The 13,110-nt window shown below is 54.0% G+C and carries 8 protein-coding genes; all 8 read left to right on the forward strand.

Annotated features, from left to right (window positions below; all coding sequences use genetic code 11):
* Positions 1 to 173: 173 nt before the first annotated feature.
* The 8 genes from ACYCZJ_RS15825 to ACYCZJ_RS15860 all read left to right on the forward strand — a co-directional run bounded on the left by ACYCZJ_RS15825 (position 174) and on the right by ACYCZJ_RS15860 (position 12,450).
* Complete coding sequence (locus tag ACYCZJ_RS15825) at positions 174 to 539, forward strand: response regulator (RefSeq protein ID WP_461555189.1); 366 nt, start codon at positions 174 to 176, stop codon at positions 537 to 539.
* Between the two features lie 48 nt (positions 540 to 587).
* Positions 588 to 2,684 carry a chemotaxis protein CheA gene (gene cheA, locus ACYCZJ_RS15830; protein WP_461555190.1) on the forward strand — a complete coding sequence of 699 codons (2,097 nt, stop codon included), beginning with the start codon at positions 588 to 590 and terminating at the stop codon, positions 2,682 to 2,684.
* A gap of 14 nt (positions 2,685 to 2,698) precedes the next feature.
* Positions 2,699 to 3,214: a chemotaxis protein CheW gene (locus ACYCZJ_RS15835; protein ID WP_461555191.1), complete on the forward strand. Its 516-nt coding sequence runs from the start codon at positions 2,699 to 2,701 to the stop codon at positions 3,212 to 3,214.
* A gap of 78 nt (positions 3,215 to 3,292) precedes the next feature.
* Complete coding sequence (locus ACYCZJ_RS15840; protein ID WP_461555192.1) at positions 3,293 to 4,993, forward strand: methyl-accepting chemotaxis protein; 1,701 nt, start codon at positions 3,293 to 3,295, stop codon at positions 4,991 to 4,993.
* A 367-nt stretch (positions 4,994 to 5,360) separates the two neighbouring features.
* Positions 5,361 to 7,046, forward strand: a complete 1,686-nt coding sequence (locus ACYCZJ_RS15845) for a methyl-accepting chemotaxis protein (protein ID WP_461555196.1) — start codon at positions 5,361 to 5,363, stop codon at positions 7,044 to 7,046.
* 343 nt (positions 7,047 to 7,389) lie between these two features.
* Complete coding sequence (locus ACYCZJ_RS15850) at positions 7,390 to 10,935, forward strand: EAL domain-containing protein (protein WP_461555193.1); 3,546 nt, start codon at positions 7,390 to 7,392, stop codon at positions 10,933 to 10,935.
* A gap of 185 nt (positions 10,936 to 11,120) precedes the next feature.
* Complete coding sequence (locus ACYCZJ_RS15855) at positions 11,121 to 11,867, forward strand: hypothetical protein (RefSeq protein WP_461555194.1); 747 nt, start codon at positions 11,121 to 11,123, stop codon at positions 11,865 to 11,867.
* Complete coding sequence (locus ACYCZJ_RS15860) at positions 11,854 to 12,450, forward strand: GGDEF domain-containing protein (RefSeq protein ID WP_461555195.1); 597 nt, start codon at positions 11,854 to 11,856, stop codon at positions 12,448 to 12,450. The genes ACYCZJ_RS15855 and ACYCZJ_RS15860 overlap by 14 nt, the downstream gene beginning before the upstream one ends.
* Positions 12,451 to 13,110 lie beyond the last annotated feature (660 nt).

The following is a 13,110-nucleotide window of genomic DNA, read 5'->3' on the forward strand; positions in this document are numbered from 1 at the left end:
TGAATAGCCTCAATCAGATGCTCGCGGAACGTGGCGTTGCACTTGAAGGGGCTTTGCGCAGAGCGGTTAATCAGCGGCATATGGAAAGCGGAGACATCGAGCTGTTCTAATCAACAGCGAGAAACGATACGAATGGGTAGTCAGCCCGGAAATATAAACAGTTAGGAATAAAAATGACCAAGACGATATTAGCAGTAGATGACTCCGGTTCATTACGCCAGATGGTGGCATTCAGCCTGAAGGCGGCTGGATACCAGGTGATCGAAGCTGTCGATGGGCAGGACGGCCTGGACAAGGCGAAGAAACAGACCGTTGATCTGGTGCTGACGGACCAGAACATGCCACGCCTGGATGGCATTGGCCTGATCAAGGCGTTACGCGGCATGACCAGCTATCAGCGTGTGCCGATTCTGATGCTGACGACCGAATCGGGTGACGATATGAAAGCTCAGGGCAAGGCCGCAGGCGCCAATGGATGGCTGGTCAAGCCATTTGATCCGCAGCGGCTGACCGAAGTCGTGAAAAAAGTAATCGGCTGATGAAACTACAAAAAATCATGCAATGCAAAAAAATGATGGAGGCCGAACATGACAGTTGATATGAGCCAGTTTTACCAGGTGTTCTTTGACGAGGCAGAGGAGCTGCTCGCCGAAAAGGAAAAGCTATTGCTGGCTGTGGATGTTTCAGCACCTGATTCCGAAGACCTGAATGCGATATTTCGCGCAGCACATTCGATCAAGGGTGGGGCAGCGACATTCGGTTTTACTGATATTACCGAAGTGACGCACATGCTGGAGTCCCTGCTCGACAGAATTCGCAAGGGTGAGATGGCGCTAACAGTTGAGCATGTGGATGCATTTCTGGCTGCCAAGGACATTCTGAAAATGCAAATGGATGGACGCCGGCATGGCGCGAGCGTCGATCAGGATGCGGTGAACAGCGTATGCCAGCGCTTGCAAGCGTTTTCGCAGGATTCAGCCACGGAAGCCGGGAATGCTGCGCAACAAATTAACCCTGTGGAACAACAAGCTGCTGAGGCCACACCCGCACAAGCAACTGCTACTGTAGCGGGCCGCAGTTTCCGCATTGAATTGCCTGAAGTGCCGCAGCGAGATGTGGATGCACTTGCCGCTGAGCTGGGTTTGTTAGGGGTAATCAATCAGACAGTGCTCGATAATAAACGTAGCGTTTTTTCTCTGGTGACCAGTGAGAAGCTGGACGATATTATTGCCATTTGCTCATTCGTGCTGGATCCGGACGACCTTAAAATCACCGAGGAAGCCACCGATGCATCGGTTCAGCCGGAGGCTATGCAGGAATCGGATCCCGGCTATGGTTTTTTCGAGCCACTGAAATCCGTAGTCGATAAAAAAGATACGCCAGCTGCTGAGCAGGCTGTAGCAGCCCCGGTCGGGCAGCAGGGCACTGAAACAGTTGTATCTGTTGAAGGTAAGCCGTTTGGCCGGCGTGCCGCAGATAAACAACCTGTAACGCAGGAATCATCATCGATTCGAGTGGGTATTGAAAAGGTAGATCAACTCATCAATCTGGTTGGCGAACTGGTTATTACTCAGGCGATGATCGAGCAGCGTACTGGTTCTCTTGACCCGATTCTGCACGAGCGCCTGTTGAATAGCGTGGGTCAGTTGACCCGGAATACACGTGACTTGCAGGAAGCGGTGATGTCCATTCGCATGATGCCTATGGATTATGTGTTCTCGCGCTTCCCGCGCATGGTGCGCGATCTGGCAGCCAAACTTGGCAAGAAAATTGAATTCGTTACACGTGGCGCCGCCACCGAGCTTGACAAAGGTCTGATCGAGCGCATTGTCGATCCGCTTACGCATCTGGTGCGCAATAGTGTTGACCATGGCATCGAAATGCCCGATGCACGCCGGGCTGCAGGCAAGGATGAGGCCGGAAAGTTGGTACTGGCCGCTGCACATCAGGGTGGCAACATCGTGATTGAGGTGAGTGACGATGGCGGCGGCCTGAATCGGGACCGCATCCTTGCCAAAGCCAAACAACAAGGATTGCCGGTTTCGGACACCATGCCGGATTCGGAGGTATGGCAGCTTATTTTCGCACCGGGTTTTTCCACAGCCGAGGCGGTGACAGACGTTTCCGGGCGCGGGGTGGGCATGGATGTGGTCAAACGTAACATTATGGCCATGGGTGGTACGGTGGAAATCCGTTCCGCCAAGGGCTATGGAACCACTATCGCCATTTCCTTGCCGCTCACGCTGGCGATTCTGGATGGCATGTCAGTCAAGGTCGGTGAAGAAGTTTATATTCTGCCGCTGGGTTATGTGATCGAATCGTTGCAACCTGCAATCGCAGATGTCAAGGAAATTGCCGGCCAAGGGCAAGTGGTCAAGGTCCGCGAAGAGTATCTGCCCCTGATTCCATTACACAAGATTTTTGCAATTGAGCCGCGCTTTACCGAACCCTCGCAGGGCATCGTCGTGATCCTGGAAAGCGATGGCAAGAAAGCGGCGTTACTGGTTGATAACCTGGTCGGGCAGCAGCAGGTGGTGGTGAAAAATCTGGAATCGAATTTCCGCAAGGTCGCTGGTATATCAGGCGCCACGATATTAGGTGATGGAGGAGTTTCCCTGATTCTCGATGTCGCCGCGTTATTGCGTTCAAGCCGTCAACTGAACGCTGCTCCCATTTTCTCCTGATAAGGGCAAAGATCATGTCACAAAATGCACATACACAAGCCAACGCGGCCTTGCACGAGGCGCACTCCGGAGAGGCAGCCGGAAACGAGTTTCTTGCTTTCACCTTAGGCAAAGAAGAATACGGCATCGATATTCTCAAGGTGCAGGAAATTCGCGGTTACGAACCGGTTACGCGAATTGCAAATTCCCCTGATTTCATCAAGGGGGTGGTGAATCTGCGCGGAATAATAGTGCCGATCGTAGATATGCGCATCAAATTCGATCTCGGGGAGCCGGTCTACGACCAGTTCACCGTCGTGATCATCCTGAATATCGCAGGCAGGGTAATGGGTATGGTCGTAGACAGCGTATCCGATGTGACCACGCTGTCGTCGGAGCAAATCAAGGCAGCGCCGGAAATGGGCACGACCTTCGACACTGATTATCTGATCGGGCTCGGTACGCTTGGAGAGCGCATGCTGATCCTGGTGGATATCGACAAACTTATGTCAAGTGCAGAAATGGGCCTGCTTGAGGAAGCTGTAGCGTAACGTAGGCATGTAAGCAGATCCGGCAAGTGCAGCTTCAGGCAAATTTCGGACTGATACAAGAATGAGGAGGATAGGGAAATGTTGAAGAATCTAAGTATCAAATCGCGACTGGTTTTCGTCATCGGGTTTCTTTCCATGCTGCTGTTGGGAATCGGCATCATGGGGTTGGTGAGTCTGAACGCTGCCAATAATGCATTGAAGAATGTATACGAGGATAGGATGGTCACCGTCGGACATCTGGATGAGCTGGTCAGGCTGATCAACAAAAACCAGTTAATCGTTGCCGAATCCATCGTTGGTCAGCTAGGGGCCTTTTCGGATGGACCGTCAGTCATCGGCAAGCAGATGGATGAAGCTGAAAAAGTCATCAAGGAGATTGATACCGTCTGGCATGCATACATGAAGGCTCCCCTGAATCCGGAGGAGAAAAAACTCGCTGATCGCTTTGTTGCCAGCCGCATCAAATACGGCCGTACTGGAATGCGCCCGGCAATGGCGGCGTTGCGTGCCACGGATTTTCAGCAGGCCGGGGAACTTGTTCAGGGGCCTATGAAAGAGGGTTATGTAGAAGTGCGCAAGAATATTGATGCACTGATTCAGTACCAGATGGATGAAGCGAAGCTTGATTTTGAAAATACGCAGCACTTGTACGCCACGGTACGCAATATTGCAATTGCAGCCATTCTGGCGGGTGTTCTGCTGGCTGCATTCTTCGGTATTTGGCTTGTTCGCGCGATTTCAGGACCATTGAACGAGGCAATTCGGGTTGCCAAGAGCGTTGCAGCCGGTGATTTAACCCAGGCCATCGAGGTTCGCTCCAAAGACGAAACAGGCCAGTTGATGCAGGCCATGAAAGACATGAACGACAGTCTGGTACATATTGTCGGTCAGGTACGTAATGGCACTGAAACCATCGCTGTAGCCTCACGCCAGATTGCCTCAGGCAATGCTGATTTATCCGCTCGTACTGAATCACAGGCGAGTTCACTGGAAGAGACTGCCAGTTCGATGGAAGAGCTCACCGGCACTGTGAAGCAAAATGCGGAACATGCGCGCCATGCCAATCAGCTGGTTGGTTCGACAGCTGAAATTGCCGCGAATGGCGGTCAGCTGGTCGGACAAGTGGTCACCACCATGGCATCCATCAAGTCCAGTTCACGCAAGATAGCCGACATCATCGGCGTGATTGATGGCATTGCCTTCCAGACCAATATCCTGGCCCTGAATGCTGCGGTTGAGGCTGCACGAGCTGGCGAGCAGGGACGCGGTTTTGCTGTCGTCGCAGCGGAAGTCAGAAATCTGGCCCAGCGCAGTGCCGGCGCGGCCAAGGAAATCAAGACATTGATCAGTGATTCGGTAGAACAGGTTGATGCGGGTAGCAAGCTGGTGGATGAGGCCGGTGAAGCGATGGATGATATCGTGACTTCCGTGGAATTGGTTGTCGACATCATCAGCGGTATTGCAACAGCCAGTCAGGAACAGAGCTCGGGTATCGAGCAGGTTAACCAGGCGGTCGGGCAAATGGATGAAGCCACCCAACAGAATGCTGCCCTGGTGGAGCAGGCCGCAGCGGCAGCCGAGAGCCTGCAGGATCAAGCAGCCAAGCTGGCTCAGGCAGTAAGCATCTTCAGGCTGGATGGAAATCAGCAGACACTGGATCAGCAAATGGATATTCCTGTACTGCGCGATCAGGTGGGAGCCAACGCAAAACCCGTCAGTACAATCAAGCCAAAAAAAATGGTGGCTGGCGGTAGTGGAGGAGGGTGGGAAGAATTCTGAGCAAGTTGACCGACGCCCAACTCAAGCTATTCCCGCAATAAGAGTTGGCATATCAAGCGGCATCGAAATTTTTATTGCGCCGCTTTCAGACTTCCATGACCCACCCTGATGGTTCATTAATCTGCGTGAAACGACGCGGATTAATGAACGATGCGCATCGGTTTGGTTGGCGCCGCCCTGTTTGCATACGGCCACACAATATTCCCGTTTCCCCCTCAAGTTCCCTCTTCAGGATGTCGATAAAAAAGTAAGCCATGCGGATAAGTAGGGCGGTATCGGAAATTAAATCAGGCCGTGTGCACCAGGATCATGAATCCCGGTAACGGTAAATTAAATTTGGATTAATACGGGATTTTCATACATGAACATGAAGTTAAAAACCAAGATCATTGTGAGCATGGGTTTGGTGTTCCTGCTGTTCAGCGTGGCGATTGGCGTGGCATTGACAGGAATGCAGAGTACCAAGAACCGCTTCGAGAGTTTTCTGGCACATGATCTAGCTCTCGCGCAAGCCGCAACCAACCTGTACGCTCAGGGTCTGCAAATGGGACAGGGCTTGCGCAGCATTGTGATGGATCCGGGTAACAAACCTGCTTTTCAGCAACTGAGCATGGCGGGCAATGAATTCAAGGAAACCAATCAAAAGGCCTTGTCTCTGGCAATAAATGATCCGGCAGACCTGAAAGTTCTTGAAGAGGTTGCGGCGTTGCGCGAGCAGCAAATCCCGATCCAGGCAAAAATCATATCCCTCGCAACCACGAACCAGGCTGCGGCCATCGAAGCAGTCAGTAAGGAAGAGACCCCGGTATGGCGCAAGATGCGAGAGCGCTTGCAAGATTACATCAAGGTTAAGAACGCTGCAGTAAAAGATACCAGGGCAGAGATGTCCGCCTTTAGTCAGCGCATGCTGGTTACAGCGCTGGTGCTGGTGATTGTCGCAGTTGTTGTGGGTGCGGGCATCGTGTTCTGGCTGATCCGTCACATCATGCAGCAGCTGGGCGGTGAACCTGCCTATGCAGTCGAAGTGGCGCATGCAATCTCTACCGGGGACTTTTCCAAAGACATTGCCATTGCGCGAGGTGACACTACCAGCCTGCTGTTTACCATGAATGCGATGCGCGAAAACCTGACCGTGACCATCGGCGACATCCGCCAATCCACCGAGACCATCGCTGTCGCCTCACGCCAGATAGCCACCGGCAACGCCGACTTGTCGGGCCGCACCGAATCGCAGGCGAGCTCACTTGAAGAGACCGCCAGCTCCATGGAAGAGCTGACCAGCACCGTCAGGCAGAACGCCGAGAACGCGCGTCAGGCCAACCAGCTGGTGGTATCAGCCGCCGATGTTGCCGTCAAAGGCGGCAAGGTCGTTGGTCAAGTTGTCGATACCATGTCCTCCATCAAAGACAGCTCGCGCAAGATCGCCGACATCATCAGCGTGATCGACGGCATCGCCTTCCAGACCAACATCCTGGCCCTGAACGCTGCGGTTGAGGCTGCGCGCGCGGGTGAACAGGGACGCGGCTTTGCCGTGGTGGCAGCCGAAGTACGCAACCTGGCCCAACGCAGTGCCGGTGCTGCCAAGGAAATCAAATCATTGATCGAAGACTCCGTCGACAAAGTCGACGTAGGCGGCAAACTGGTGGACGAAGCCGGCAAGACCATGGAAGAGATCGTCAACTCCGTCAAACGCGTCACCGACATCATGAGCGAGATTGCGGCTGCCAGCCAGGAGCAGAGTTCCGGCATCGAGCAAGTCAACCAGGCCGTCGGCCAGATGGACGAAGCCACCCAGCAGAATGCCGCCCTGGTGGAACAAGCCGCGGCGGCAGCCGAGAGCCTGCAGGACCAGGCCGCCAAACTGGCGCAGGCGGTGAGCGTGTTCAAATTGAGCGGAAGCAATCAGCCGGTGCGTCAGATTCGGCAAGACATCCCGGTACTCCACAATCAGGTCAAAGTCCAAGCCAAGCTGGCCCCAGTCAGACTGGCTGCCAAGCCGAAGAAACTGGCTGCGGGCGGGGGTGGCAGCAGTGAGGAGTGGGAAGAGTTCTAATAGGGTAGCCGGGGTACCCTCAGCATTTAGAGAAGAATCCAGAATACTTGTAGCTAAAAATCATTGAAAGAGGAAAGAAGACACGGTACGTGTCTCAACAAACTGGCAGTTGGCGGCGGGAACTGGGAAGAATTCTGAGTGTCTGCCGACCAGCGTTGCATTTTTAAGAGGCTCCCCAAAAAGGGGCGCGATTTCAAACAGCATTGAGATTTTTCATCCAAACCAGCTTTGGTTTATTCAGCTGAGACTGGATACGGCGACAGGCGGATGCAAGCCTGAAGTGCAACAGCGTTATGGCAAGTATTGGAACTGCTTCATAAAAAACAAAAAGCAAACAACAATAATGCAAACCAAAACCTCACTTCGCTTCAATGTCATCCTGACAGCAATTGCGCTGTGTGGCCTTGCCATGGTGGGCGCCATCTGGGTGGCAACGCAGGAACGCATCACATTCGAGCGTACTGGAGTTCTTGCCAATCAGAAGCAGGACAATACCCATCTTGCACGCTTGCTGGAAGAACAAATTTTGTCGAGTCTGAGGGACACAGAGCAGTTGCTGCGGCTGGTCAGATACCAGAATCAATACGGCGATCCGAATGCCATGTTCGAAGCTATCGGCCTCAATCGCCAAAAGTTTGATGATGTTGGCGCAATCGATGAACACGGTAAAACAATCTTCTCCACCCGGGTTTTAAAGCCCGGTGATTATCTTTTCAGAACATCGCTCGGATTTTATCAAGCGCATGATGACGATCGGTTGTTAATCGGCAAACCTGTGTTCTCGCATATAAACAATGGCTGGGTGATTCCGCTTTCGCTGCGCATCAATAAGCAAAACGGCGACTTCGGCGGAATAGTATTTGCCTGCATCAAGCCGTCCTATTTTTTCAGATCGTTCTTTGACCATATTCAACTCAGCAAAACAGCAGGTTTCCAATTACTGGGGACGGATGGCATCGTACGTGTGCAAGCTGGCGGTAGGAATACAGACCCGCACGACGATATGGAACGTATCTTGTTGGCGGCCCAGGCCGGGAATCGCAACGGCAGCTTCATCAGCCGGAATAAACGCAGCGATGCCGCTGAACTGGTCAGCTACCAGGTACTGGACAGATATCCGCTCATTGTCGCGATAAACAGCGCGCAGGCCGAGGTGCTGGCTCCTTTTCATCAGCGCCAGCGCATCTACTATTTGGTTGCCACGCTGAGCAGCGCCTTTGTGCTGGTCTTTGCCACGGGATTAATGCTGACGCAGTTGCGGCAAAAGCGTTATGTGGAGGCCCTGAGGGACAGAGAAACGCGCCTCTCACTGATTTACGAACATGCTGGCAGTCCCATTTTCGTCATTGACGTGGATGCAGATGATCATTTTCATTTTTTCTTCGTCAACCCCAGCTTCCTGAAAGTAACCGGACTGACGCAAGCCCAGGTTGTCGGCAGACCGGTTACCGACGTCATTCCGCAAGCGTCGCACGCACTTGTTCTGGGGAAATACAAAGAAGCCATCCGGACGGGACAATCCATCAGTTGGACAGAGATATCCCGCTACCCTTCTGGCGAAAAAGCCGGCGAAGTCACTGTTTCCCCGGTCATTGATGCGGGCGGGCGCTGCAGCCAGTTGATCGGGGTGGTGCACGACATTACCGGGCGCCGCAAAGCCGATGAAAAAATCCAGCAACTGACCCGGCTCTACGCGGCATTGAGCCAATGCAACCAGGCCATCATCAGGGGCGTCAGCGAGGCAGAACTATTCCGCCAGGTCTGCCAGATTGTGGTGGATACCGGAGTTATGCAGGCGGCTGGAATCGGCAAGGTGGATGCCGCCAGCGGACGTGTCGAGGTGGTTGCGGCTTATGGCGAAGGGGTGGGGCTCATACAAAGCGTCAGGATGACAACGGCTGCTGATGAGCCTGAAGGGCGCGGTCTTGTAGGCAATGCGATACGTGATAACCAGCCGTCCTGGTGCCAGGATTACCTGAACGATCCGCGCACCGCGCTATGGCACGAGGATGCTGTTCACTTCGGCGTGAATTCCGCTGCGGCGCTGCCACTATCCAGCAACCATGTCGCCATCGGCGCATTCATTTCCGTTTCAGGCGAGATCAATTTTTTCAATGAACAGGTGCGCGAATTGCTGATAGAAATGGCCGCGGATATCAGCCATGCATTGGATAACCTCGCCCGCGAGGCGGAACGCCAGCAACGGGAGCAAGACCTCAATACCCTGTTGCGTGCCATCGAGCAAAGCCCGGTATCCGTCATCATCGCCGATCAGCAAGGTAACATGCAGTACGTGAACCCAAACCTCATGGAGGTCACCGGTTACGCGAGCGCCGAACTCATCGGTCAGAATTGCAGCATATTCCAGTCGGAGGAAACGCCGGTCGAGGTATACAGTCAGATGTGGGCCGCCATCACCGCCGGGAAAACCTGGCAGGGGGAGCTCCGCAATCGCCGCAAGGATGGTTCGCTGTTCTGGGAATATATCTCGATTTCGCCCATCTTCGACGAGCAGGGCAGCTTGCTCAATTTCGTCGCGATCAAGGAAGACATCACCGCGCGCAAGGCGGCAGCGGCCGAGATCGAGTATCTGGCCTACTTCGACGGCCTCACCCAGTTGCCCAATCGGCGTCTCCTGATGGATCGGCTGCAACAGGTGCTGGCATCCAGTGCTCGCAGCAAGCACGCCGGCGCGCTGCTGTTCATCGATCTGGATAACTTCAAGACGCTCAACGATACGCTCGGCCATGATGTCGGCGATCTGCTGCTGCAGCAGACCGCGCAACGTATTGTCAGCTGTGTACGCGCGGGGGATACCGTGGCCCGCCTGGGGGGTGACGAGTTCGTGGTGCTGCTGGAAGACCTGAGCCTGCTTGCCTCTGAAGCCGCCGCCCAGGCCGAGGCCGTCGGCGATAAAATCCACGTCGCACTCAATCAGCCCTATATGCTCGCCAAGTATGAACATAGCAGTAGCCCGAGCATCGGTATCGTGCTGTTCGCGGATAAAGCGGACACCGTTGATGAGCTGCTGAAACGAGCGGATCTGGCCATGTACCAGGCCAAGGCGGCAGGCCGCAATACGCTGCGCTTCTTCGATCCGCAGATGCAGACCCTGGTCATGGCCCGCGCTGCTCTGGAGACCGGCCTGCGCCTGGGAATACAGACCGGTCAGTTTCTCCTTTACTACCAGCCTCAGGTAAACAGCGAGGGTCGGCTGACGGGTGCCGAGGCGCTGTTGCGCTGGCAACATCCCCAGCGCGGCATAGTGTCTCCCGCCGGGTTCATTCCGCTGGCCGAGGACACCGGGCTGATCCTGCCGCTGGGTCAATGGGTATTGGAAACAGCGTGCGCTCAACTCGCGGCATGGGCAGACGACCCGCTCATGGCCCGGCTGACTTTGGCCGTTAATGTCAGCGCCCGCCAGTTCCGTCAAAAAAATTTCGTTGACCAGGTGCTGGCGGTGCTCGATCAGAGCCGCGCCGACCCGCTGAAACTCAAGCTGGAATTAACCGAGAGCCTGCTCGTGGACGATGTGGAAAACACCATCGGCAAAATGAACGCCCTGAAAGCCCGTGGCGTGAGCTTCTCCCTGGACGATTTCGGTACCGGCTATTCCTCGCTTGCCTACCTGAAGCGGCTGCCCTTGTACCAGTTGAAGATCGACCAATCCTTCATACGCGACGTGCTCACCGACCCAAACGATGCCGCGATTACCCGCACTATCGTCGCCTTGGCCAATAGCCTGAACCTGGCGGTCATCGCTGAGGGTGTAGAGACCGAGGAGCAGCGCGATTTCCTCGCCGGCAATGGCTGCCACGCCTATCAGGGCTACTTGTATAGCCGGCCACTGACACTGCAAGCGTTCGAAGCGTTCGTAAGCAATGTTTGACTGGCATAAGTTAGGCGGGAAATATTCAAGCAAGGTCGACGACTGCTTTAGGGCGGTGTCCAGGGGGGCTAGCGGTTTCATCTACGCATCAACAGGGTTGGCCAAATTTCGACACAGCCCAGTCACGGATCAAATATTTTTGTGGAAAAAACGCCACGACTCCAAATTTTCAAATAACAAACTAGATGAAAGCTATTTCGATGTTCCACTTCCGCTCGCCGCGACTTTCTTTAAGAATGCGTTTTGCCATTGGGTACGGTGCAATGCTGCTGCCGTTTCTGCTGGCGGCTGCCCTGGGGCTGTTTTACCTGTTGCCGTCGCTGGTCGATCCGCTGAATAACAGCGTCAAAGCGGTGACCAAAGAAGTACACCCTATGCTGCATCTTCAAGAGGGCTTGCTTAGGGCTGCCAAGTCAGTCAACGATTACCTTGGTAATGGCAATCCGAGGGCATCGATGCTGTTTATGCAACAAAGTCGTCGCGTGGCCCTCAATTTCCAGCAGATTGCGCTGGCGTCTTTTACCAATGGGCAGGGACGCGAGCCGATCGATTCCGCCCGCAGTCAATGGCAACAGGCCAAACAACTCGGCGAAGCGCTGCTGGATTCGTATCATCCTACCGGTAATCCGCAAACAGCGCGTCAAATTGAGCGTTTTAATGCGCATATCGATTTATCAGAGTACCTGCTGGATCAGGCTCACGACATTTTTGTCCGGAGCATCGACGCTAATCGCATCCAGGCACAAAACACCAGGGTACACATTTTCTTGATCACGTTCGGCGTTTTTGTACTGGCGCTGGTCATCGCCCTGTTCGTCAGCACAGTACTGGTCCGCACCGTCCTTGCTGGCATAAACATCCTTGAACAAGGCGTCCTGCGTCTCGCATCGGGCGAGTATTCCCATCGGGTAAGCCAAAGTGCACGACGATGAACTGGGTATGCTCGCCACGGCGTTTAATGCGATGGCGACAAAGCTGGAAGAAAACCGGGACGCGCTCTACGAGCTTACCATCCGTGACGGCCTCACCGGACTCTACAACCACCGCACGTTCTACACGCTGCTGGCCGATGAACTCGCTCGCTCGCAACGATCCACGCGGCCAGTTTCGCTGCTGATGCTCGACATTGACCACTTCAAGCACGTCAACGACACCTACGGACATCTGACGGGGGACGCCATTCTCAGGGGTCTGAGCGAGCTGCTCGGCCAGCAGCTGCGCGCCATCGATCGCGTATGCCGCTATGGCGGCGAAGAAATCGCCGTCATCCTGCCGGAGATCGACCCCGGCACCGCCTCCAGCATTGCCGAGCGGCTGCGCGCTTGTGTGGAAACGCATCTGTTCGAAGCCAACGCAACTGTGCACATTACCATCAGCATTGGCGTTGCATCCTCGCCAACGGATGGAGACAGTGCCGACTCGCTGGTCGCGGCCGCCGACGCGGCGCTATACGCAGCCAAACGCAGCGGCAGAAACCGGGTAAACATAATATTTTCGCCCTGTATTCAAGTTTAGACAAGCTGCGTCGATATATAAGTAAGCTCTACTGGAGTATGCGTGCCGATATCGGAGAAAGTATCAGGTTGTTGGACTAAATGGCCTGTCGGGATTGGCCGGTCTGAGCAACGCGTAAATTTTTATGTGAATTTTATATAGGAAATAATAACAATGGCATTTTCGCAATCTTCAAGCTGAATGGAAACGGATCGGCGATGGGTCATTCGCAAAATGACAACACCCCGGCGCGTAGCCAGGATCGGCCAAAATTGAAGGCCGTGCCTGCCAAACTCGCGCTGAAACTGAAAAAAGCAGCCATGGGGGGGCAGCTGTAGAAGTGAGAAGCGAGAAGAGTTCTAGGCAATGCCAATAGCGTAAGTGTGATGGGTTGTATAAAAACTATTTGAGGAAAGAAGGTCGCGGTTTGTGTAAAGCAGTAGCAAGCGTTTTTGGTAAAACTTGTACTAATGAAGTTTTTAAGTGGTCGGGTTTCCAAAGGGGGGATAAATAATTGCGATAGCATGATTGATACCCTCATTTGGAGTTTTTAATTTAAGGAAACTCTGCAAAACCCCCACTTTCGCGCCCCGCACCCGAACCCATTGTGTCAACATTGAGCCCATGAAACAAACCACCCTGAACCTAGACCTCAGTCTCAAGCGCACGCGCAAGCGTGAA

This window comes from Sulfuriferula sp. (genome assembly GCF_054605375.1).